Genomic DNA, 24294 nt, shown 5'->3' with positions numbered 1-24294 from the left:
ATAAAATCAGTTTGCAGTTTTTGCTCCATCTAAGTGTTCTGATCAGAATGTCTGGCAATATGCCAGTTTCTTGCCCTTTCATACTGGCTGTAAAGCCGAGCAAAAATCCCGTTAGTCTGACGAAGTTCCATCGGTCTTCCAGCTTCCGCAACCTTGCCCGCTTCAAGGGCGATAACTTGATCTGCTGCAGCAAGTGTTGCCGGACGATGGGCAATGACAATCACAGTCCTGCCGCGATCTCGCGCCAGTCGACCGATCGCTTCGCTTACAGCGCGTTCGTTTTCAGGATCGAGTGCCGACGCGGCTTCATCGATCAGCACAATACGGGATTGCTTCAGAAAAGCCCGAGCAATCGAAACACGTTGACGCTCTCCGCCGGACAGCCGCGATCCTCCTTCGCCTACGCGGGTGTTCCAGCCTTCAGGAAGCCGTTCAATGACTTCATCCAGTCGTGCTGCACAAGCGGCCCTTTCCAGTTGTTCGCGTGAAGCATCCGGGCGGGCAAGACGCAGGTTCTCTTCAATCGTAGAATCAAAGAGATACACCTCTTGAAACACAATTGCTATATCATTTAACAAAACAGCGGGATCCAGTTTGCGAACGTCGATTCCTCCCACCCGCACATTTCCGGTATCCGTATCAAAGAAGCGGGCAATAAGGCGGATGACCGTTGTCTTGCCGGAACCTGAAGGACCGACAAGTGCCGTGGTGCTCCCAGGGCGGCATTGAAACGAAACATTTCTTAATGCAGGCGTGCCACCATATGAAAAGGTTACGTCCTCAAATTCAATGGAAGCCTGATTCAAAGCATTAGAGGCATTCACTGCCATGGGAAGCGTAGGCGTATCGAGTATGGATTGGATACGGACAACAGCATTTTCCATCGCCCGCAGCGCACCGATTAACTCAATCAAATTTCCAAGCGGTTCCAGAAAGCGAACAGCAAGCACCAGCACCACAAGCGTATCGGTAAACGTGAGTGATCCCGACAGTAACTGCTGCACGGTGAGCGCCAGTATCCCAACGAACCCACCCAAAACAACCGCTGTATAGGTCAAATCCGGTATCATGGAGCGGCGAAGCCCACGACGGTAAGAGGCCCGATGTTCATCCAGCGCTTCACGCATGCGCGCGCTTCCTGAACGCCCTTGTCCTGCCGCCCTTAATACTGTCTGGGCTTGACCTAACTCAATTGCGCGTCCGGCAATTTCTGCAGCAGCCTCTTCAAGTTCAATATCGGATTCCGAAGCAATTCGACCCGCACGTCGCAGCGTGATGAGTGCAATTGGGATGATGACGAGGAAAACGAGAGCCACTCTCCAATCGATCAACCAGACAACACCAATGATTGTCAGCGGAACCAGCATGGAAACGATAGCCGGCGCCCCAATGACAACAGCCAGATGTGCCACATTACCGGAATCTGCCGTCACAGCACGAGCGAGCCTTGCCTTGTTGGTGTCTGTGAACCAGCCCAGGGGCAAGGTAGATACGTAGTTCATAAGATGGTGACGCAGACCCGCGGCGAGGTCCATGCTGGCCGAAAATCCGACAGGTGTTGCGATAATGGTCAAAATCCAGTAAGCGATTAGACCAATTGTCCCGGCAATCAACCAGGGAGCTGCTGCCTGAAAGTCTGGCTCGATTTGTAGCAATGCCCGCAAAATCGGCACAAGCAGACCCAGCAGCAGACCTTGCAAAACTGCCAGAATAGCATGCAAAGCGCCCAACCTTAGCAATATTCCATGATCCGGCCAAAGCCGGTATAGTTTACGAATCATTCGGATTCTCCTTTCTGCTGAGCTGCCCACATGCGAGAGTATAGTCCTTTACGGGCAAGCAGTTCGTTGTGTGTGCCTTTCTCCGCTAATTTCCCTTGATCCAAAACGAGAATTTGATCCGCATTTCGGATCGTGTGCAACCGATGGGCAATTACGATTACCGTTTTGCCGGCGGAGAGCTCAGCAAGAGCTGCCTGAACAGCGGTTTCTCCGTCCGGGTCAAGCGATGCAGTCGCTTCATCAAGAAGCACGATGGGGGCCTTAGATAGAATAGCGCGGGCGATCGTCAACCGCTGCTTTTCCCCACCAGACAAACCACCGCTTCCGCTGCCAAGGACTGTATTGTAGCCTTCGGGCAGCGCTTCGATTACATGATGAATATGGGCTGCCTTGGCCGCTTCACGAACCTCTTCTTCACTCGCTTGCGGACGACCGATGCGGATATTTTCCGTGACCGTATCGCGAAGCAGCACAACATCCTGAAAGACGAGAGACATAGAGGACAATAGCCTGTCTGAGGACATATCACGGACGTCTACTTCACCGATACGTATTGAACCGCCCGTTACCTCGTAGAACCGGGGAAGCAAACTTGCTAGCGTTGTCTTGCCGGCTCCCGAAGGACCCACGAGCGCGGTCACGGTACCAGGATTGCAAACCGCACTAACCTCATCCACTGCCTGAGCGACACCGTCATAAGAGAATGAAACTTGATCCAATTCAACCTTGTGCCCCACAGGCTTTTTGGGTTGATCCGGCTCCATCAGGGCTGTCCGGTTCAGCAATTCTTCAATGTTGCTGGCAGCCACACGCCCCTTTCTTATTCCCTGTCCCCCTTGAATGGCTGGCATGATCGATGTAGGCAGGCCGACACCGATGATCAAAAAGGGAAGCAGATTGGCCATCGTCAGCTTGTCTGCAGCCACAAGTGCCAACCCAGCAATCATCACGACTCCAAGAACCGTCATTTCTGAGGAAAACAGACGGGAAGCAGCGGAACTGTATTTTGTTTCTGTCACCCAATCGAGCATAGCGTGGGTGTGCTCCTTTACCGCAGCAGCAAAGCGCTGCATGATTCGTCCTCCTGTACCAAAAGTTTTTACTACCGAAATACCATCGGCATACTCCACACTGGCAGCGCTAATGCGACCTTCTGCAGCCAAAAGACGGGACATATGAGTGGTCACGGAACGCATCGCGATCCGGTAGCACACCACCATAACGAGAAGTACAGCCATTGTAATCAGGCTCATTTGCCAATCGATCATGAGCAAATAAGTAAATCCGACGATCATCGCCACACCAGCTCCGACTAATTCACCAAGAGCATGGGCAATAAGCTGGTGCATTTCTTCCAAGTCGTTGGTCATCCGCTTTTTAATAGCTCCCGAACCACTGTCTCGAAACCATCCAAGCGGAAGAACACCCAATTTGCTTACAATACGAACTCTGACGTCATGAAGCAATTCTGCATCGGCATAATGCCCCAGCCGGGATGAGGCAAAAACAAGCAGCAAGCGCAGGCATGCGCCAATTGCTCCAATGATCACCCACATCCAAATAGTATTTCCGTCGACCTCCTGTGAACCCAGCATGTTGCGGGCGATCTCCGCCACCGCAATATAGGGGGCAAACCCAGCGGCAGCTCCTAGCGCCGACAGAATCGCACAAAATAAAAGCTTGATGCGAACCGGGCGCAGCAAACGCCATAAGGCATCCGATTTCGCAAGATGCTCTTTACCTCCTTCACTGATATCAGGCGTCACATCTGTTTCATGATGACTATGCGCATGATTATTACCCATTTGTATTTCTTCCTCCTGTCTATTGCAGCTGTATTAGCATTTAAAATATGAGTAAAGAGAGTGTATACCTGCTATATACTCAAACTGCAAAATTACTTAAGTTTCTATTTTCTTGCGTTGTTTCATTTTACGTGGCTTATTCCTCACCCTTACGAATTGGGACGGATACGCCAGCTCTGTGTTCTTTCATAATGATTGTAAAGACGGAAAAAATCCCATCTTTTTTTCGCAGCTCTGTCGGTATGCCGATTTTCGCTACCCTTCCCGCATCTAGAGCAACAACGAATGATTATAGCTACTATATACTTTTTCTAAAAAAATTTATTTCAGCTTGATTCCAGCTATTTCTATATCTGCCGGCTGTCCATTAAACGTATAATTTTGTATTTTTTCAGGGTTAAATATGGTCAGTTCTCTTGTGTATGATATTGGAATCAGATTGGCGTTGTCATTGATTTCATTTAAAACAAAATCATAAATTTCCTGGATTTCTGCCTCCTCCGTCATCCCATTTAATCGATTGATGAGTTCATTTCCATCCTCTACAAGCGCAAGACCTTGAGCGGCCGGACTGCCATATCTTAATTCCGGTTTCATATTGGTCATTAACGTATGCGGATCCCAGGCAGAGCCGTAGGTCTGATAAAATGCGATGTCGAAATCCATTTTGGCGATCTCCGCATGGTAAGCCATTTTTTCCATACCTTTTGGCTTGATGTCCATGCCAAGCTCTTTCCATTGCCCTGAAACAGTCATGAGAAGATCATCAATCATGGTATCTTCTTTGATATAAATAATTTCCCCCTCTAATCGAACCCCATCTTTTTCCCGGATTGCATCGCCGTCCATATCTATCCATCCTGCTTGTTCCAACATCGATTTTGCTTTTTCCAAGTCATGCTTCTGCGGGACTAGCTCCACGTTGCTATAGGGCATAGCGGGATCAAATATGCTGTTGGCTTTTGTTTCTATACCCGCAAATATACTTTGAACGATTCCTTCTTTATCGGTGGCATGGCTAGCTGCCAGCCGTACGCTTCGATCATCAAAAGGTGTCTTGGAGACATTAAAAGAAAGATAGCGGGTATTGCTTGCTATGCCTTCGGAGATCAGAGCTCCGTAGCCGGCATTTTTCATCGTATTAAAGCGATCGTATGACATTTGTCTGGTTCCTACAAGGATGTCCACCTCTCCATTGCGAAGCGCCAAAAGCTTGGTATCATTATCTGGAATCACTTTAACATAAAAACGCTCGACCTCAGGCTCGTCACCCCAATAATGCGGATTTTTAATAAAAGTGTACGTGGTACCATCTGTCTTCCCTTCATACATGTAAGGACCTGTGCCAAACGTAGCTGTTTTGAACACCTTTCCTGGTGAGCCATCCTCATTGAGCGCATTTGGAGAAACCATCGCCATCGGATTTTGTAATGTAAAATCTTTTAAAGCTCCATAGTACGGAGCAGTGAGACGCACTTCCACCGTATGGGGATCGATTACAACGATTTCATCCAACAGTTTAGGCACCACTCCCAAACTCCCTTTCATCGATCCAAGATTTCCCGGAATGACCTCCAAATTTCGTTTGACTGCCTCAGCATCAAAATCCGAACCGTCGGAAAATTTCACATTTTCTCTTAGATGAAACGTATAGACCAAGCCGTCTCCAGAAATATCCCAGGATTCTGCAAGGCCAGGAACTATTTCTCCATCTTCGTAATTGACCAGCGTTTCATAAAAATTGACCATGTAATGCATGGGACCATGATTGGTATTTACTGTCAAGGTTTCTATAGGATAAAAACCACCTGAAAAATTCCAACTTTCCGTTAGTGTAACTTCCCCTTGGGAGACACTGCTGTCCGTTTGAGAACAGGCTGTTAAGGCAGCAAAAAGCAAAGTCATGGTTGTAACTATAACAATTGTCTTCTTCACTTCAATTCATCTCCTTTTTTCCAGAATTCAACATTGATCGATGTTAGATACTCTCGCTAAGAACCATTCAAATTTCTTTGAGGATTTGTAAATTGCTCATCTACATAGGTGAGGCTATCGGTTAACTGATTCCTTGCGGTAATTCGGCGATTTCGGTGGAAGAGATTGAATTAGCTGCCTCGAATATTCATGGTGGAAATCATCATAAGAAGCTGCATTTTCGATCCACTCCACGATGGAACCGTCCTTCATGACAAAAAGCTGATCAGCCATATAAAGTGCCACATCGATATCATGGGTAATAAACAGGAAAGCGCCTATGCCGTCTTTTTTCAACTGCAGGATCAAATCAAGTATCTCTTTCCGAACGGTCACATCAAGCCCGCTGACAGCTTCATCAAAGACAATAAATTTCGGAGAAACACTCATTGCTCTTGCGATACAAACCCGTTTCTGCTGTCCGCCGCTCAGTTCATGAGGCAAACGCCTGAGTTGCTCTGAAGTTAAACGTACTTTTTCTGCAAATTCGAATACTTTGCTGCGCTCGCCCGACTTGTCCGTCTTCGTCAAGCATCGGATCGGCTCAGCGATGGAATCATAGGCTGACAGGCGAGGATCGAGTGCGCTCTGTGCATTTTGAAGCACCATTTGCACCTCTGCCCTTTTTAATCGAAGTTCTCTCGATCGCATCAGGGCTATATTTCTTCCATCCAGGCATATTTCACCATTCGTAGGCTTCTCGATGCCCATGATCAACCGGGCAAGCGTACTTTTTCCACTCCCGCTTTCCCCCACCAGAGCATAGCTTTTTTGATAACATAGTGCCAGCGATACTTGATGGACGGCATTGACCTTTAGCTTAGACCGCTGCCTGTCCTTTACCCTGTACTGCTTGGAAACTTGTTTCAGTTCTATCACATACATTTCTCCTTTCTAAGCATACTGGCATCGAGCAGCTCTTTCGTATACGTTTGCTGCGGCGCAGAAAAAAGATCATACACTGTGCCCCTCTCAATGATTTTCCCTCTCCGCATAACAAGCATATCGTCTGCAAGCTTTGCCGCTACTCCAAAGTCATGGGTGACCAAAAGCAGCCCGATTCCTCTTCTTTTCATCTTCTCGAATTCCTCAAGCACCATCTGCTGATTTTTCACATCTAATGCTGTAGTCGCTTCGTCAGCAATAATAAAGTCCGGTTCGTGAATCAAGGCCAGAGCGATCGTGATCCTTTGCAGCATTCCCCCGCTTAATACATAAGGGTAGCTGTTCATCAACTGCTCACAGCGGGGCAGATTCATTCTTTCAAGTGCGTGAATGCCAAGCTCATAAGCTGCTTTTTTTCTTAGCTTTTGATGAACTCTTAACGTTTCCGCCATTTGAGCGCCTATTTTCACTGTGGGATTAAAGGCAGTCATCGGGTTTTGCACAACCATGGCGATTTTGCTTCCGCACAACGCGCGTATTTTTTTCTCGCTCATCTCAAGGAGATCCATTCCGTTGTATCGGATGCTCCCGGAGATGTTGAACTGTCTGGCGTTCAACAGCCGCATAACAGCTTTACAGGTTAGTGTTTTTCCGCTGCCGCTTTCTCCAACAATCGCCAACGCCGACCCTTTCTGGAGAGAAAAGCTCGCATTGTTGACAATAGGTTGATCAAGAGCTCGTTTAAGACGAATATAAAGATGACTCACCTTCAATACTTCCTTCACTCATTCACCTCCTCGGGCGAGATCATATCTCTGAGCGCCTCGCCGAATAAATTAAAGCCTGCGGCGGTTATCAGCACACACAGTCCTGGATAGAAGACCAACTCTGGGTGGGAATAAAAGTTCGATCTCGCCTCGTTTAGCATAGCGCCCCATTCCGGTGTTCCCGCTTCAAAGCCCAATCCAAGAAAAGAAAATCCGGATATCATGATAATCATGCCGGCAATTCCTGTGCTCAAATACACCAGAAACTGCGGAAAAATATTCGGTATGATATGGTAAAGGATAATTCTTCGATCACTGCAGCCGGCAATTTTGGCTGCAAGGATATAGTCCTTGCTTATTTCCATGCGTGCATAGCTCCATACTACTTTGGCAAACCAAGCCCACAAAGAAAAAGCGACCGCCAATAAAATGCTTAGAAGCCCCTGCCCCAGCGCTCCAATCAGAGACAACACAATAACCAGCGCAGGGAAGGCCATGAAAATATCGCAAATGCTCAAAAACACTCGTTCCCAGCGCATGCCTACATACGCAGAAGCTGTTCCAAGCGTTAATCCAACAATTCCAAGCACCAGCAGCGTTGGCACCGCAATCCCTAGTGAATAGCTTGCACCTATAAGCAACCTGGATAATACGCATCGTCCCAACTGGTCCGTACCAAGCGGATACTGAGAGCTTGCAGACATGAACCGGTTTAGCACATCAATCTTATTCGGATCATGGGGTGCGATCAACGGGGCCCACAGGGCTACAAGCGTTACCAAGACGATTAATGTCAGCCCGATCATCGCTTGTTTGCTTTTAAGTAGCTTCTTAATCATAAAGCACCTCATCCCTGTTGATCATCCGAGGATTAAGTCGCTTGTTGATGATGTCCGCCAGGGTTCTGCCAAACACAAAAATCATCGCAATAATTAATACGCAGCCGTTGACCGTTGGCAAATCACGGGCCATAATCGCATCCACCAAGTGAGTGCCTATGCCCTGCATGGAAAAAATGCTCTCGACAATAGCGCTTCCTGCCAGCATATGACCAATATACTGACAAAACAGCATAACCAGCGGAGGAAGTGAATTTCTCATTACATGCCCCCATACAATCCTTCCATTTCTCAATCCCCTTGCTTTCGCGTAAGTAACATAATCCTTATTCAGATTGGAAAGTAGGGTCGCACGAAGTAAGCGAATGGATATCGAGGCAAGCGGAGTAGCTAAAACCAGGGAAGGAAAAACCAGGCTCACAAGATTGCCGTCTACTACTTCCACAATTGGAAAGGTTACAGCGAAAAAGAGAAGAACTAAGAATCCTAACCAGAAGTTGGGCAGTGAAGCACCCAATATCGTTGCTACTCTAACCAAGTGGTCAAACCAACTATTTTGTCTCAAGGCTGCAACAAGGCTTACAGGAATTGTTAATACCACCACCCATAATAGAGCCAAGCTAACAAGTTGCATAGTTATAGGGAGCTTTTGACCAATATCTGAGACGACTGTATTTTTTGTCTGTAATGAAATCCCTAAATCGCCACGCAAACTACTTCCTAACCATTGTATATATTGCTCGTACAACGGCTGATCTAGCCCCATTTCATTGCGGATTTGAACAATTTGTTCTTCTGTCGGATGCAAAAATATATTTCGTGCATAAGCCTCTGCCGGATCAACAATTGAAATATTAGCCATTAGAAACGAAAGTGCCGTCACCCCAAAAAGTGTAATGATCAGAGCTCTGCACCTTTTGAAAAAAACCACCATAAAATCTATTCCCTTCCTTTTGACAAAGATAATCATTCTCAATTACAGTTATTTTTTAATTCCATCATATTGATGGAATCTATATTTAAAAGTATTAAGCTGCTATATACTTTATTTAAAAAAAATTATTTTTTCGCCACTTTTTGTAATCTATGTTCGATTTGGTTTAAAAAATGTTTTAAGAAAGCAACTTGTTCTACACTCCCTCCTTTTAGTGCCTTACAAAATAATTCATCAAACTCTTCGTGGAACTTCAAATGATTAAAATGCGTAACTTCTCCATCTGGCGTTAACCTCAATAAAAAACGCGATTGATTACGCGCATCACGCTCTTTTTTAACAAGACCTTTCTTTTCAAGTTTCTTTAATATTTGTGAAACAGCTCCGATAGTCACGCCAAGCAAATCAGCTAAACCCGACACATGAATTCCTTCATGATCATGGATCGCAGATACGATATGAATTTCTGCATAATAAATCTGCTTTCCATCCTTCGTTTTTAAAAGATGCGTTGTTTTCTCATAGTCCATATAAGCGTAAACTGCACCTAAAAATGCATCACTTAGTTCTTGCTTTTGCCATTCACCTGCATTCATCTTCCTCACTCCTATAAACAAACATCCTAAGTTAAAGCGCAGAGAATTAAGCGCCAAAAGGATTTAGCTGCTATAATGTTAAAATAAAAAATTTTTCATTATACTGCTTTCTCTTTCTCCACACAGTTGCTGTAAACATTTTTGTCCCATTCATCAAAAAAGTATATAGCTCCTATATATCCTGTGTCAAGATGAAATAGTCCTTCATGAGATGATGTGTTTCTCCCCTCATCTCTCCCACAGTTGTTACTGTCTTTATTATTTTATAAAAAAGTATATAGCACCTATATACCCTGTGTCAAGATGAAATAGTCCTTCATGAGATGATGTGTTTCTCCCCTCATCTCTCACACAGTTATTACTGTCTTTATTATTTTATATCTTTGATATAATAGCTCCAATAAGAATACCTCTTTCTTTATAATGCATATACCCTTGTCAAATAGACAATGAAAAAAGAGTAAACGCCTCGTCAGTAGTTTATCATTTAACTAGTTTGTATTTAAACTAGGTCTAAATCGTTTCAATCAGAAACTTCCCTTATCGCTATTCAATTATTTAAATCTAAAACCACTGAAAAATAGGCGAAATTGTCACCAATTAGCATGTAAGTGATATCTGCAGAAAAATCCCCTCCAAGCAGACAAGTAAAAGCAGCTTAAACATGTTCTCCTTTTTTTCAAGTCTACCTTAGGGGATAATACTAGCGAACGTTTTGTGCTGAACCATTTTGTGTTATTTTAACAAATCATATTGTTTAATAACTTCTTGTGTAATCTCACTATCTTCTGCGAGGCCGCTCACTTCCTGCAACACTTTGGGAATTCCGTTTTCTTGAATCATTGCTTGAAGTTTTACTGCCTCTTCATCCTCTTGATGATCAAATAATAATGCGGCAGCAATAGCTTTCGCTAGGTTAGTAAATGATAATCCTGCCGCTTGTGCCTCAGTAGCTGGACGAACTAAACGATCCTCCGGTCCAAGTTTTCGGATTGGGGCACGTCCTACTCTTGTTACACTATCATTTAAATAAGAATTTTTGAATCTCCCTATAATTTTGCGAATATAGTTAAAGTGTTCTTCTCGATCTAAACCATATTGCTTAACTAAATAATCACCGGTTTCTTTTAATGTGGCTTCAACTTGTTTCTCAATTGCGTCATCTGCTAATGTTTTATCAATCGTTGACTTGCCATTCAAGTAACCAAGATAGGCAATGACTGCATGTCCCGTGTTAACGGTAAATAGCTTTCGCTCAATAAAAGGATCAAGTTCACTAACAATAGACATTCCTTCAACAGCTGGAATAGCCTCTGTCGCTTCTACAATCCACTCATAATAAGGTTCTACTAATACATCTAGTGATTGATTGTCCTCTTGAATTGGTACAATACGATCTACAGCAGAATTGAAGAATTGTACTCGGCCAGCTAATCTTTCTTTTGTATCCTCATTAAGGTTATCTAAAATATGTTGTTGCAAAATGTCTGTTGCACCAATCTGATTTTCACAAGCAATCACATATAGTTTTTCATCTGTTTGGTACACTCGTTCAGAGATACCCCGAGCAATTAATGGTGCAATCCTTGGCAAAATGTTAGGACCAATGGCAGTAGTCAAATAAGTTGCGTTTATGATTGCCTCGATAACCTCATTTTGCTGTGTCAGATTATTTAGGCCTGATACACGATTAATGGTAGTTGTTTCCTGTTTATCTGTAGCTAATTTCACATGATAGCTTTGTTGTTCATTTAGTTGATTTATGATTTGATCAGCAATATCTACAAAAGTTACATGATATCCCGACTCAGAAAACAATGCTCCGATAAAACCTCTACCGATGTTTCCAGCACCAAAATGAACTGTCTGTTTCATTACGATCATTCCTTTATCCATTTATTTTGAAGGTATTCTGAAAATAACTCCTCTAACTTACTTTTAATCATTGCTTTACTTGCTGACGAAAAAATCATCAATGCTGCCTCATTCTCAATCAGACTAATACTGATAAGACTTAATATTTCTTGCTCTGTTAAACTGAGATTCTCAGGAGACAGCATTAATAATAAATTTTTCAACTGTACTTCCTTGCCATCCATACCCTTAATCACACAAGGATATTCTAAGTGACATACTTGAAAAATAAGTTCTTGAATGCTGTCATCTCGGCAGTGAAATAAACCCAAATTCGTATCTGGAATCCCAAGTCCGCCCGCTTTTTCCCTTTCACAAAGCTTCTCAAAGACTCTGGCAGCATCTGTGACTAATCCTTCTTGTTCCAATTCTGCAGTCATCTCTTTTAATACTTGTTTATAATCTGTGTTAACCTTCCAGTATACTTGTAAATTATTCAGGATGGATTCAATACTTGTTTGAACATCTTTCATCTCTTGTAAAACATCTTGCAAACTTGATGGCGCCTGTTTTTTCTCTTTACTACTAGCCTTCACATACTCATTCTTACTTGTTAATTGTTGAATATTATTCTGCAGAAAACTGCGAATCATTTGGATGTCTTCATTACTTAATAAGGGCGATACTAACATATAATGAACATCATCAAATGGAAGCCTGACAGTGGAAATAACCATATCAAACTTATCTAAATTTGATTTTTCCATTTCTTTCATGGATTTGATTTCAACAGAATTAATTTCCGGGAATTCTTTTTGGATACGGGTTGCTAGCATCTTAGAGGTACCTATTCCGGTTGGGCAAACAATAACAGCTTGTATCACCGTCTTTTCCTCATTCATCAATAATGCCGAGCCAAAATGGAGGACGATAAAGGCAATTTCATCGTCTGGAAAGCCGATATCAGGAAATTCTTTCTCCAAACTATTCCGCACAGCCATAAATAACACAGGATATTTCTTATTTATTTGCTCAGTTAATGGATTAAATAATCCCATCTGATGCTTCAACCGAAAGATTGAAGGCTCCATATGAGCTAGCAACCCTTGAAATAACGAAAAATCTCGAGATAAATCAACGTGTAATTGGCTTGAAACATCTTGAATGATATTCTTAATAATTTGGCCAAGCATAATACTGTCATAGTCTATTGTTTCCAAATCTTGCAGCTTCGATCCTTTTAAAATAACCGTTAAATAATGAACATCTTTTTTGGTTAATGGAATCGATAATGCAGATTTTAAATCTGCGCATAACTGATCAATTAGTTGATATGCTCTAGTCGATTGTTCATCAACTGATCCTGTTTCTTCTTTCAACAAGAAGTCATTCTCTACCCGTCTTATCGTAATCGCAATATGAATGATAAGCCCCAAATAATCATTATCAGCTAACCGTGTCTGTCCTCTGTCAAACAAATGATGAACCATTTCATCAATTACGATAAGATAATCGGAAGAAAAGTAACCGAGTACAGGTCTTTCCAATTGACTATTCTTCTGTAAAAGGTATAAGTTTTCTAACAGCTCTTCGTGGAAATGAAACAAAAAATAAGTTGCTAATGCTTTGCGCATATTCGCTTCACTGCCAGTTATACTTACACCGACGCCTCTTTTTCGGGTCAATTCAATCGAAAAATTCGCTAACCACTCGGTCAGATCATCTAAATAAGTACCAAGTGTTGTAACACTTACTCCAAGCTGTTTTGCCAGGACCTGCGTCTTAAAAAACGACCCTTCATGTAACAATGTAATAAGTAGTTGCAACTTTTTTTCTTCTGGTGTTTCATCTGTTGGATGTACGTGATACAACTGTTGCATTAGTTTAAAGATATGTTCATTTTTCCCATTAATTATTAGACCATCATTGGTTGTGCGCTTCAATTGTAATTCAAAGGACTTCAAGATGTTTTCAACAGCCTTTAAATCACGTTGTACAGTTCTCACACTTACATGGAGATAGCTAGCAAGTGAATGTGGTGTGTGCTTACCAGAGGTCTTCATTACTAAATCAATGATTGATTTTTCTCTTGACGTAATAAACATGCTACCCACTCATTTCTTTTATAAATTGATCTCAGGTATTATAACAGAATAGAAAGACAGTAACCTACCATCTTTCTACTCTTTTTTGGATCATTTACTATTGATTATGTCTAACAATTCTTTCGCTGTTTTCGCTTGTACCATCTGTTCAATATTTTCTTCATCTGAACACACCACTGCGATACTAGAAAGAATGTCTAAATGCGTATTATCTTTTCCAGCGATACCAAAGATTAATTTTGCTTCTTGACCATCAAATTCAACACCGTTAGGAACTTGAAGAACAGTAAATCCTGAACGTAATACAGCTTTTTTCGCTTCTTCCGTACCATGTGGGATTGCCACATTGTTACCCATATAAGTTGAAGTCACATTTTCACGATCGAGCATAGCATCAATATAGCTTTCCTCTACGTAACCGTTTTTGACCAATACTTCCCCCGCAAAACGAATAGCCTCTTCCTTGGTAGCAAATTCCTGATTAAGGAAGATATTTTCTTCACGTAACAAGTCGTCGTCATCATGATCGTGGTCTGTGTCCGTTACATCTGATTCTGTTTCTTCAACCACTTCAGTTAATTCTTCAGAGATGCCATTTTGCATGCTGTCAATTAACTTGTCATATTCTGGACTAGACAAGAAGTTATCAACTGAAATGTGATAAGCCCCAGGTAATTTATCTTTCGCACGTGGAGTCAATTCTTCTTGTGTAATAACTATCTGTGCATCGCTTGGTAAATTACTAATTGCTGTATTGGTGACAGTAACATCTAAATCTGCAGCTTTTACCTTTTTACGCAATAAAGAGGCCCCCATTGCACTTGAACCCATTCCAGCATCACAAGCAAAAACAATTTTGTTTACACTCTCTGGAAGTGATCCTGAATTAGATTGCAGTGCTCCAGCAACAGAACTTTTCTTCCCTTTCATTTCTTGCATTTTTTGTGCAGCTTCATCAATATCTTCATCTTTTTGTTTACTTGATTTTAACACAAGTCCAGAAACAACGAATGAAACAATCGTAGCTACGATGATAGCAGCAAAGTTTGCAAAATAAACACTTGCTTTTCCAGGCGTAACAGCAGCAATTGCAAATATACTACCTGGTGATGCAGGAGATGATAAACCTCCACCTAATAATACTAAGGTAAAAATTCCACTCATCCCGCCAAGAATAACAGCAATTAACAGCAGTGGGCGCATCAAGACATATGGAAAGTAGATTTCATGAATACCCCCGAAGAAATGAATGATTCCTGCTCCTGGAGCTGATTGTTTTGCAGCTCCTTTTCCAAACAGCATAAATGCTAATAAAACACCAAGACCTGGCCCAGGGTTTGCTTCTAATAAGAAAAGAATAGATTCACCGGTACTTCTAGCTTGTTCTAAACCAATTGGAGAAAGAATTCCGTGATTGATTGCATTATTTAAAAATAGAATCTTGGCAGGTTCGATAAAGATACTTGTTAAAGGTAAAAGACCTGCCTCTACTAACCAATCTACCCCTGCAACAAGAAGTTGAGTAAATCCGTTTACAGCTGGTCCGATACCCCAGAATGAAAAAATTGCTAATAATCCACCGAGAATACCAGCTGAAAAGTTGTTCACTAACATTTCGAAACCAGATTTAATTTTACCTTCTATTAATTGGTCAAATTTCTTAATTACGTAAGCGCCAAGCGGCCCCATAATCATGGCACCTAAGAACATCGGAGTATCTGGTGCACCTACAATAACCCCCATTGTAGCGATCGCACCAACGACCCCGCCTCGTTGGTCATGAATTAATTTACCACCTGTGTAACCGATTAATATCGGCAGCAAGTAAAACACCATAGGATCAACTAATTTTGCCAGGTTCTCATTTGGAATAAAACCATCCGCAATAAATAATGCAGTAATAAGTCCCCAGGCAATAAATGCACCAATATTAGGCATTACCATCGAACTAAGAAAGTTACCAAACTTCTGGACTTTCACCTTTAAATTTGACTGAGCCATTATCTCTCTCCCTTTCCATATAGTTTTTGTCATGGTGTTAATCGTCTCTAAGAGTCCATCAAGCTTCAAGTAACATAAGGATAAGTTTAGGAATCAGACATTAACACCCTGATAAATTCCGCTAATGATCAGTGTGAGGCCCAAATAATCATAGTCTCACTTTAAACCCCTCTACGGTATTGCAAAAGCTTTTCAAAAAACTGTCAAGACCTTAATATTGTTAGTAAAGCAGCCTCCTGTTAAAATAGGAAATCACAACATTTTTCCGCTGTTACTTACTTGGAGTGACAAACGTAGTATGCTATAAAGACTTACACAACAAGGGTTGCTGCGTCTTTTGAAATAAATCATGCTTGTAGAAGCTGCATGTCAGGTCTTTAAATGCAACAGGGTTTTCCTATTTCTTATGACAGTACCCCTCTCTTAAATCATATGACACAGTTAAATTACCTTCAAGATACTTGAAAACTAACTTTGTCGCGAGGTTGGTGACAAACCTATTTTTTCTCGACAGAATAGAATTTATACACACTTGGTTTAGCCACCTTTATCTTAAAACAGCAAATTGTAATTTCTCCCATTGCCAAGAAATAAGAAGATTTTTTTAGTCAGTCCAACACAACTGTTATCTGACCACTACGTTTTCTTATTTGGATCCTATTCTTTCCTAAATTTATCAAAATTGCTCATCAAATAACTACAAGTGCGATTCGTTTCATCGGATTGTTTGACTCGTTCATATGAGAAATTTGTTGATTATGTACTCTATCGAGAGGCTTGTATTGAGAATAAAAAGCGATGATAGTTCATCAATCATTCAGAGAGGGTCTGGAAGAAGCATGAAACCAAATGATGTGTAACAAAAATTAAGATTTAGATAAGTGGAACCCCAACGTTTTACTGAAACTGCAGGCGTTGCTGTCAGGACGGTGGAAACATTAAAAAGAGAACAATGAGACTCAAACTGAACTGTGCCCCGTCAAGTAGACAGTAAAAAAACAAAAACTCTATGCAACAGCCTGGTCCCGATATTCCAACGGTGTCAGGCTGTTTAATTTCTCCTGGTAACGTTCTTCATTATAAAATTGGATATATCGATCAATATCCTCTACTAATTCTTCAAAGCTCTTATATCGTTTTAAATCATAAGATTCACTTTTAAAATGGCCAAAAAAGCTTTCTACAGGCGCATTATCAATACATTTCCCAACACGGGACATGCTGCGTGTAATCTCGGCTTTTGTTGTCACCAAACGATATTCCCTCGATGTATATTGCGAACCTCGATCACTATGCAGTAAAGGCGTGGCACCTGGATTTGCTTCCAGTGCTGCTTTAATGGTTTCCATAACCAGCTCATTATCGTTATAATAACCAACCTTATAGGCAACAATCGAACCATCATAAAGGTCTTTAATGACGCTTAAATAAGCTTTATGACTCAGGCTGTATTTTAAATGTGTGATATCCGTTACCCATTTCTGATTTGGCTTGTCTGCCGTAAATTCCCGGTTCAAAATATTCTCCTCAATGTTGACGTAGCTTGTTTTGGTGGAATATCCATTCGAACGACGGATAAATGATTTTAAGCCTAATAAAATCATCAAACGACGAATGCGCTTCAGATTATATCGTTTTCCGTATTTGCGATCAATCACCATTCTGATTCGCCGATAGCCATAGATTCCTCCGTACTGTTTAAAAATCATTTGGATTTTCTTGATTAGCCATGCATTTTCGTCTTCTTGTTCGCCTGGTATGTGATGCAGCCACTTATAATATCCAGAGCGGGACACCTTTAAAATATCGCATAGTAATTGAATCGGCGTGCCTGTTTCTTCATGATAGGCATGAATGGCTTCAAATGCCGGGACTTGTTTCCTTAATCGTTCGATCCTCTCCTTTCGATTTCCTCTAACTTTTTTAAGAGACCAGCTTCTGCCTCCAAATATTGATTACGGTGTTCTAATTCCTTAATCCGAAGCTTTAATTTTTCTTCTTCCGTTAGATTTGGCTTAGTTTCTAATGTCTTCCCGCGGCGGTCCTGAAGAGCCTGCTCTCCATCTTTCTCATATTTACGAACCCAGCTATAAACCTGTTGATAGGAAACTTTATACTTCTCCGCTGCTTGATGATAATTGGAATCATTGGCAATCGCATATTGGACAATCTCTATCCGTTCTTTGAATGTGGTTTTACGTCCTTCGCTCATTTTAACGCTTCCTTTACTAGTGGATTTTATTGCTTTACCACTAGTATAAAGCTTTATCCAACGACGTAAAACGGAAGTGGACGAAATATTAAATTGTTCACATGTTACCTTGAGGCTATTTTCTTGTTCAAGATAGAACGCTACAGCCTGTCTTTTTAATTCCTCTGGGTACTGTTTCCAATTCCTTGACTCCTTCAATCCATCTATCCCATTACTTTTATATTTACGAACCCATTCTTTCACCGTATTTTCATACATTTCATATTTTCTTGCGATAGCACTAATCGGTTTCTTTTCTTCCGTCACCTTTTGTACAATCTCCATACGTTCTTCCAGCGTATGTTTGGTTATTCTTTTAGACATTAAAAATACTCCCTTCCTAGTAGGAGAGAATTTTTATTATTTCTCTGTCTACTATAAAGGGAGCATATCATCGTACAGGCTGCTTTTTCTATGTACGAAAGGATGATTTTATATGAAAAAACTCAAAAGTTATACTCGTATTTGGTCAGTCGAAAAAGTGATTTATGCCATTAATGATTTTCGTTTACCTTTTCCCGTAACATTCAATCAAATGTCATGGTTTGTACTTTCGCTCTTAGTTGTCATGTTGTTAGGAAATCTTCCCCCGTTATCTTTGATTAATGGTGCATTATTAAAATATGTCGGAATACCAGTTGGTTTGACATGGTTTATGAGCCAGAAAACATTTGATGGCAAAAAACCGTACAGCTTTCTCAAGTCTGCATTGACCTATTGGTTTCGACCTAAAGTTACGTATGCAGGAAAACCTATCAAACTACAACATGTAAAGGTAAATGAAAGCTTAACGGCTGTTAGGAGTGAAATCCATGCGTTATCCGATTAAATATCTTGAAAACAATCTTGTTTTCAATCATGACGGCGAATGTTTTGCGTATTATGAGCTGTTGCCATATAATTATTCCTTTTTATCGGAGGATGAGAAAATACAGGTTCATGACCATTTCCGTCAATTGATTGCACAAAATCAAGACGGGAAAATACATGCTTTACAGATTAGTACCGCAAGTAGTATTCGCTCGGTACAAGAACGAAGCAAAGACTTAGTCACAGGGCGATTACAAGAGGTTGCTTATGAACGGATTGACGACCAAACGGAAGCCCTTGTTTCCATGATTGGTGAACATCAAGTAGATTATCGTTTCTTTATTGGGTTTAAGCTGTTACTGAATGAAGAAGAAGTCAGTATGAAATCAATGGGGAAAAACATTAAAAATTCACTATCTTCATTTGTCCGTGATGTGAATCATCATCTGATGGGAGATTTTGTTTCCATGCCTCATGATGAAATTAGACGTTTCTCTAAAATGGAATCGTTATTACAAAACAAAATTTCGAGACGTTTTAAGGTACGCCCATTAGATAAAAATGACTTTGGCTATCTAATTGAACATCTTCACGGCCAAACTGGAATGGCTTATGACGAGTATGATTATGCTCTTCCCCTAAAGAAGTTAAAAAGGGAAACGTTAGTGAAACGATATGATCTGATTAAACCGTCCCGTTGTTTAATTGAGGAAAACCAACGCTATTTAAAAATCGAACAGGAAGAACAAACAACATATGTGGCCTACTTTACGATTAATTCCATTGTCGGTGATCTTGAGTTTCCATCGGATGAAATCTTTTATTATCAACAACAACAATTTGATTTTCCAATCGATACTTCCATGAACGTAGAAATTGTAACGAATAAAAAAGCATTGTCTACCGTTCGGAATAAGAAAAAGGAACTCAAAGACCTGGATAACCATGCCTGGGAATCCGATAACGAAACAGGTAGCAATGTCATCGACGCGCTGGAACAGGTCAATGAACTAGAAGATGTGCTCGACCAAAGTAAAGAATCAATGTATAAGTTAAGCTATGTCATTCGAGTATCTGCCCCTAACTTGGATGAACTCAAACAGCGTTGTAATGAGGTAAAAGATTTTTATGATGATTTGAATGTAAAACTTGTTCGTCCATTTGGAGATATAATCGGTTTACACAGTGAATTTATCCCTGCTAGTAAGCGGTATATGAATGATTATATCCAGTACGTGACCTCTGACTTTTTGGCAGGCCTTGGGTTTGGTGCAACACAAATGCTAGGAGAAACAGAAGGAATATATTTTGGCTACAACTTGGATACGGGAAGAAATGTCTATCTCAACCCTAGCCTTGCTAGTCAAGGCGTCAAAGGTTCGGTCACGAATGCCTTAGCTTCTGCTTTCTTAGGCTCACTTGGTGGAGGTAAATCTTTTTCCAATAATCTACTTGTCTATTATGCGGTTCTCTTTGGTGGTCAAGCCCTCATTGTTGATCCAAAGGCGGAACGAGGGAAATGGAAAGAAACGTTACCTGAAATTGCTCACGAAATAAATATTGTTAATTTAACAAGTGACGATACCAACAAAGGATTACTTGATCCTTTTGTCATTATGAAAAAGAAAAAGGACTCGGAAAGTCTTGCGATTGATATTCTTACTTTCCTCACAGGTATATCCAGTCGGGATGGAGATAAATTCCCTGTATTACGACGAGCGATTCGAGCTGTTGGTCAACAGGAAGAACGTGGTTTGCTTCTTGTGATTCATGAACTTAGAAGTGATCCTAATCCATTAGCTGGTCCAATTGCTGACCATATCGAAAGTTTTACCGACTATGACTTTGCCCACCTTCTCTTTTCGGATGGTACTGTGGAAAATTCGATTAGTTTAGAAAAACAGTTGAATATTATTCAAGTGGCAGATTTAGTGTTACCAGACGCAGAAACAAGTTTTGAGGAATATACAACGATGGAATTATTAAGTGTCGCCATGCTGATTGTCATTTCTACTTTTGCATTAGACTTTATACATTCCGATCGTAGCATTTTTAAAATTGTTGATTTGGACGAAGCTTGGAGCTTTCTACAAGTTGCACAAGGAAAAACACTTTCAAATAAATTAGTTCGTGCAGGGCGTGCAATGAATGCTGGTGTCTACTTTGTTACCCAGAATGCCGACGATTTAACCGATGAAAAATTAAAAAATAACATCGGCGTCAAGTTTGCTTTCCGTTCCAGGGATATGACAGAAATAAAGAAAACCCTGCAATTCTTTGGTGTGGATGCGGAAGATGAATCGAATCAAAGGCGATTACGGGAACTGGAAAACGGCCAATGTTTAATTCAAGACTTATATGGGCGTGTGGGAATTATTCAAGTCCATCCTGTCTTTGAAGATTTATTCCATGCTTTTGACACGCGTCCACCGACACAGGAGAGGAAAGGTGGCGATTAATTTGAATAAACAAAAACTGAAAAAGATTGTCTTGACGGTGGTACTTATTGGTACTGCCGTTTTTCTATGTCTTCTTTTACTTGGAACATTTGCCCAAGCTGCTGGATTAGTTGATGATACGGTATCGGAAGACAATCTGTATTCCAAATACCCACTTGACCATTACCAACTCGATTTTTATGTTGACACAGGTTGGGATTGGCTGCCATGGAACTGGAACGATGGAATAGGAAAACAGGTCATGTATGGTCTCTACACGATTACTAATTTCATCTGGATTATTAGCTTGTATTTATCTAATGCAACAGGCTATTTAATCCAACAAGCTTATTCACTCGATTTGATTTCACAAACGGCAGACGCTATCGGGAAGAACATGCAAACATTAGCTGGGATTACCGCAAGTGGTTTCAGTAGTTCGGGGTTTTATGTAGGTTTCTTGCTTCTTTTCATTTTAGTGATTGGAATTTACGTGGCTTATACAGGCTTAATGAAACGGGAAACAACGAAAGCGATTCGAGCAATCCTAAACTTTTTAGTCGTGTTTATTTTGTCGGCTTCTTTTATTGCCTATGCCCCAACGTATATTGCTAAAATCAATGATTTTTCAGCAGATATTAGTCAAGCAAGTTTAGATTTAGGTACTAAAATCTTGATGCCGAATTCGAGTAGCCAAGGAAAAGATAGTGTCGATATGATACGGAATAACCTCTTTTCCATACAAGTAGAGCAGCCTTGGATGCTATTACAATTTGATGATTCGGATAAAGAAACGATTGGCGAAGAACGTGTTGAAAGCTTAGTTTCTATCAACCCTGATACGAATAATGGTAAAGATCGTGAAGATGCTGTCAAAGCAGAAATTGAAGATCACGAAAATAAAAACTTAACGATTACGAAGACCACCACACGTTTGGGAATGGTCTTCTTTTTGTTTCTGTTTAATATTGGAATATCCATTTTTGTGTTTCTTCTATCAGGAATTATGATTTTCTCGCAAATTCTGTTTATTATCTACGCCATGTTTCTACCCATTAGTTTTCTACTTTCCATGATACCCACCTTTGAAAACATGGGAAAACAAGCGATTATGAAACTATTTAATGTGATTATGCTTCGGGCTGGGATTACGTTGATTATTACAGTAGCCTTTAGTATTTCATCCATGCTTTACAGTTTAACGACAAGCTATCCATTTTTCTTAATTGCCTTTTTGCAGATCGTGACGTTTGCAGGCATTTACATGAAACTCGGTGACATCATGAGTATGTTTAGTTTACAAAGTAATGATTCACAGAATGTTGGCCGTAAAATGATGCGTCGGCCTTATCGCATGTTTAATCGTGGTGGTCGCCGATTACAACGTAACATTACGCGAACACTTGCAGGGGCAACTGCTGGAGCGACGGCTGGTGCATTAGTTGGTCAATCTAAAAAAACAAAAGGAAATTCATCCTCTCTTCGTCCGTTACAACGGCTTACATCATCATCTAAAAAGAATAGAGAAAAGACGAACGAACAGGAGAATCCAACTTCATTAAGTCAAAAGTTTGGTCAAGTAACGGGCAAGGTACTTGGTGCAAAAAATCAGATTCGAGCAAATATCAAGCACCGAAAAGAACAATTGGTTGATTTACCAACGAATACTAAATATGCGGTCATGCAAGGTAAAGAACAGTTGAAAAAGCCTGTTCATGATTTTAAAGAAGGTGTTGTCAAAGCGAAGGAACAAAGAGAAAAGGCATCAAAGGAACGCACAGTGAAACATCGTCAAACGATAGCCGATAAACGACGGTCATTAGATAAAAAGCGGGCAGCTTCTCGTAATCAGGCTACTCATACACGACCTGTTACTCAAAGTGAACCGATTGTAGCAAGAATTGTACAACAAGGAAAGACATCAACAAATACTCAAGAATATTTAACCCGTGGGGTGCAGGATCAATTCAAACAGTCGAAGTTGAATAGAAAAGTATCAGTTTATAAAGAACGTCCTGAAATGGAACGTAAACAAAATATACGAAAAGTGATGAAACAACAAGATAACCCAATCAAAGTAATAAAGAAAAGAAAGCTTCAGAAACGCTCCGCGCCTACACATAGGAGGGAACGTCAATGAAGGTCATGCGATTAAAAATAATGCTCATTACGTATGGAGTAGGCTTTCTACTCTTCTTTGGCTTATTATTCTTTGTGGCACTTTTCATTTCTAATGAAGATGATTCATCAGGAGGAAATGATTTTGACATGGATAGCGGTGGAAGTGTTTCTGTGTCAGCAAATGTATTAAACCATCGCTCAACAATAGAAAAATATGCGAAAAAATATGGCGTCAGTGAATATGTGTCAACATTACTTGCAATTATGGAAGTCGAAAGTGGTGGGAAATTAATTGATGTGATGCAATCAAGCGAATCGATGGGATTACCACCAAATACGTTAGATTCGGAAGATGCATCTATAAAACAAGGTGTAAAATACTTTGCAGATTTAATACAATCCGCAGAATCTAATGGAGTAGATGGAAATACGGTTATTCAAGCCTATAACTATGGCGGTGGTTTCATTGAGTATGTTGCACAAAGAGGAAAAAAATATAGTTTTGACTTAGCCCAAAGCTTTGCGAAAAAACATTCAGGTGGAAGTAAAACGACTTATTCTAACCCAATTGCGGTAAAAAAGAATGGTGGTTGGCGATATCTGTATGGCAACATGTTTTATGTCGATTTGGTTAATCAATATTTTCACTCTCCACAGTTTGATGGTGAAATTGTGCAACTAGTGATGGAGGAAGCCTTGAAATATGAACGCTATCCTTATGTATTTGGTGGAGATAACCCAAACACTTCTTTTGATTGTAGTGGACTTACACAATGGAGTTATCAAAAGGCAGGAATTAATTTGCCAAGAACAGCACAACAACAATATGACTTTACAGAACATATCCCTTTATCGGAAGCAAAACCGGGTGATTTAGTGTTTTTCCATTCAACGTATAACTCTGGAACGTATGTTACCCATGTTGGAATTTACCTTGGAGACAATCAAATGTATAACGCGGGAGATCCGATTGGTTACGCAGATTTAACTACTGCCTACTGGCAAAAGCATCTTATTGGAGTTGGACGTATTAAACAATAGAAAGCATTCCTGTAATGAAGAAATATGAGGGGAAATGAGCGTAGAATCAATTTTACAGAAAAGAATCCCCCTTGGTAGTATAGAGAGTGTCA

Annotated in this window: 16 protein-coding genes; 4 read left to right on the top strand and 12 right to left on the bottom strand. The window is 40.8% G+C overall.

Annotated features, from left to right (window positions below; genetic code table 11):
• Window positions 1-29: 29 nt before the first annotated feature.
• The 12 genes from JOD18_RS18745 to JOD18_RS18690 all read right to left on the bottom strand — a co-directional run bounded on the left by JOD18_RS18745 (window position 30) and on the right by JOD18_RS18690 (window position 18116).
• Window positions 30-1781 carry an ABC transporter ATP-binding protein gene (locus tag JOD18_RS18745; RefSeq protein WP_204670651.1) on the bottom strand — a complete coding sequence of 584 codons (1752 nt, stop codon included), beginning with the start codon at window positions 1779-1781 and terminating at the stop codon, window positions 30-32.
• Window positions 1778-3586 (bottom strand): ABC transporter ATP-binding protein, encoded by a 1809-nt coding sequence (locus tag JOD18_RS18740; RefSeq protein WP_204670650.1) that lies wholly within the window; start codon window positions 3584-3586, stop codon window positions 1778-1780. Before JOD18_RS18740 ends, JOD18_RS18745 begins: the two co-directional genes overlap by 4 nt.
• Before the next feature lie 321 nt (window positions 3587-3907).
• Window positions 3908-5521: an ABC transporter substrate-binding protein gene (locus JOD18_RS18735; protein ID WP_204670649.1), complete on the bottom strand. Its 1614-nt coding sequence runs from the start codon at window positions 5519-5521 to the stop codon at window positions 3908-3910.
• Between the two features lie 114 nt (window positions 5522-5635).
• Window positions 5636-6439: an ATP-binding cassette domain-containing protein gene (locus JOD18_RS18730; protein ID WP_204670648.1), complete on the bottom strand. Its 804-nt coding sequence runs from the start codon at window positions 6437-6439 to the stop codon at window positions 5636-5638.
• The gene (locus tag JOD18_RS18725) at window positions 6436-7230 is read right to left on the bottom strand and encodes an ATP-binding cassette domain-containing protein (RefSeq protein WP_204670647.1); all 795 of its coding nucleotides are present in this window, start codon (window positions 7228-7230) and stop codon (window positions 6436-6438) included. The genes JOD18_RS18730 and JOD18_RS18725 overlap by 4 nt, the downstream gene beginning before the upstream one ends.
• Window positions 7227-8051, bottom strand: coding sequence for an ABC transporter permease (locus JOD18_RS18720; RefSeq protein ID WP_204670646.1), 825 nt, complete (start codon window positions 8049-8051; stop codon window positions 7227-7229). The genes JOD18_RS18725 and JOD18_RS18720 overlap by 4 nt, the downstream gene beginning before the upstream one ends.
• Window positions 8044-8985 carry an ABC transporter permease gene (locus tag JOD18_RS18715; RefSeq protein ID WP_239588220.1) on the bottom strand — a complete coding sequence of 314 codons (942 nt, stop codon included), beginning with the start codon at window positions 8983-8985 and terminating at the stop codon, window positions 8044-8046. The genes JOD18_RS18720 and JOD18_RS18715 overlap by 8 nt, the downstream gene beginning before the upstream one ends.
• A gap of 125 nt (window positions 8986-9110) precedes the next feature.
• Window positions 9111-9581, bottom strand: a complete 471-nt coding sequence (locus tag JOD18_RS18710) for a MarR family winged helix-turn-helix transcriptional regulator (RefSeq protein WP_204670645.1) — start codon at window positions 9579-9581, stop codon at window positions 9111-9113.
• 735 nt (window positions 9582-10316) lie between these two features.
• Window positions 10317-11456 (bottom strand): mannitol-1-phosphate 5-dehydrogenase, encoded by a 1140-nt coding sequence (locus JOD18_RS18705; RefSeq protein WP_204670644.1) that lies wholly within the window; start codon window positions 11454-11456, stop codon window positions 10317-10319.
• A gap of 5 nt (window positions 11457-11461) precedes the next feature.
• Window positions 11462-13540, bottom strand: a complete 2079-nt coding sequence (locus tag JOD18_RS18700) for a BglG family transcription antiterminator (RefSeq protein ID WP_204670643.1) — start codon at window positions 13538-13540, stop codon at window positions 11462-11464.
• Window positions 13541-13630: 90 nt separating this feature from the next.
• On the bottom strand, window positions 13631-15541 hold the full coding sequence (locus JOD18_RS18695; protein ID WP_204670642.1) for a PTS mannitol transporter subunit IICBA: 1911 nt from the start codon (window positions 15539-15541) through the stop codon (window positions 13631-13633).
• Window positions 15542-16548: 1007 nt separating this feature from the next.
• A protein-coding gene (locus JOD18_RS18690; RefSeq protein ID WP_420827810.1) for an IS3 family transposase occupies window positions 16549-18116 on the bottom strand; the annotation gives its coding sequence in 2 pieces (ribosomal slippage) (window positions 16549-17471 and window positions 17471-18116; 1569 coding nt in all).
• A 112-nt stretch (window positions 18117-18228) separates the two neighbouring features.
• Here JOD18_RS18690 and JOD18_RS18685 point away from each other — a divergent pair.
• From JOD18_RS18685 to JOD18_RS18670, 4 genes are read left to right on the top strand one after another with little or no spacing between them, the layout of a single operon-like run.
• A complete protein-coding gene (locus tag JOD18_RS18685; protein WP_095312461.1) occupies window positions 18229-18621 on the top strand; it encodes a conjugal transfer protein in 393 nt (130 codons plus the stop codon).
• Window positions 18605-21061 (top strand): conjugal transfer ATPase TcpF, encoded by a 2457-nt coding sequence (gene tcpF / locus JOD18_RS18680; protein WP_204670641.1) that lies wholly within the window; start codon window positions 18605-18607, stop codon window positions 21059-21061. Before JOD18_RS18685 ends, tcpF begins: the two co-directional genes overlap by 17 nt.
• Complete coding sequence (locus JOD18_RS18675; RefSeq protein WP_239588219.1) at window positions 21012-23180, top strand: MFS transporter; 2169 nt, start codon at window positions 21012-21014, stop codon at window positions 23178-23180. Before tcpF ends, JOD18_RS18675 begins: the two co-directional genes overlap by 50 nt.
• Window positions 23181-23185: 5 nt before the next feature.
• Window positions 23186-24202 (top strand): bifunctional lytic transglycosylase/C40 family peptidase, encoded by a 1017-nt coding sequence (locus JOD18_RS18670; RefSeq protein WP_239588225.1) that lies wholly within the window; start codon window positions 23186-23188, stop codon window positions 24200-24202.
• The last annotated feature ends 92 nt before the right edge of the window (window positions 24203-24294 follow it).

Origin of the sequence: Gracilibacillus alcaliphilus, assembly GCF_016909015.1 — a bacterium.
Lineage (GTDB): Bacteria > Bacillota > Bacilli > Bacillales > Amphibacillaceae > Gracilibacillus > Gracilibacillus alcaliphilus.
The sequence above is the reverse complement of the archived record's forward strand: the minus strand, read 5'-3'. Positions and strand labels throughout refer to the sequence as shown.

Bases quoted from the DNA above. Each gene is read 5' to 3' on its own strand.
- JOD18_RS18745 (WP_204670651.1), bottom strand. From the start codon at position 1,781: ATGATTCGTAAACTATACCGGCTTTGGCCGGATCATGGAATATTGCTA.
- JOD18_RS18740 (WP_204670650.1), bottom strand. From the start codon at position 3,586: ATGGGTAATAATCATGCGCATAGTCATCATGAAACAGATGTGACGCCT.
- JOD18_RS18720 (WP_204670646.1), bottom strand. From the start codon at position 8,051: ATGATTAAGAAGCTACTTAAAAGCAAACAAGCGATGATCGGGCTGACA.
- JOD18_RS18715 (WP_239588220.1), bottom strand. From the start codon at position 8,985: ATGGTGGTTTTTTTCAAAAGGTGCAGAGCTCTGATCATTACACTTTTT.
- JOD18_RS18710 (WP_204670645.1), bottom strand. From the start codon at position 9,581: ATGAATGCAGGTGAATGGCAAAAGCAAGAACTAAGTGATGCATTTTTA.
- JOD18_RS18705 (WP_204670644.1), bottom strand. From the start codon at position 11,456: ATGAAACAGACAGTTCATTTTGGTGCTGGAAACATCGGTAGAGGTTTT.
- JOD18_RS18700 (WP_204670643.1), bottom strand. From the start codon at position 13,540: ATGTTTATTACGTCAAGAGAAAAATCAATCATTGATTTAGTAATGAAG.
- JOD18_RS18695 (WP_204670642.1), bottom strand. From the start codon at position 15,541: ATGGCTCAGTCAAATTTAAAGGTGAAAGTCCAGAAGTTTGGTAACTTT.
- JOD18_RS18685 (WP_095312461.1), top strand. From the start codon at position 18,229: ATGAAAAAACTCAAAAGTTATACTCGTATTTGGTCAGTCGAAAAAGTG.
- tcpF (WP_204670641.1), top strand. From the start codon at position 18,605: ATGCGTTATCCGATTAAATATCTTGAAAACAATCTTGTTTTCAATCAT.
- JOD18_RS18675 (WP_239588219.1), top strand. From the start codon at position 21,012: ATGCTTTTGACACGCGTCCACCGACACAGGAGAGGAAAGGTGGCGATT.
- JOD18_RS18670 (WP_239588225.1), top strand. From the start codon at position 23,186: ATGCGATTAAAAATAATGCTCATTACGTATGGAGTAGGCTTTCTACTC.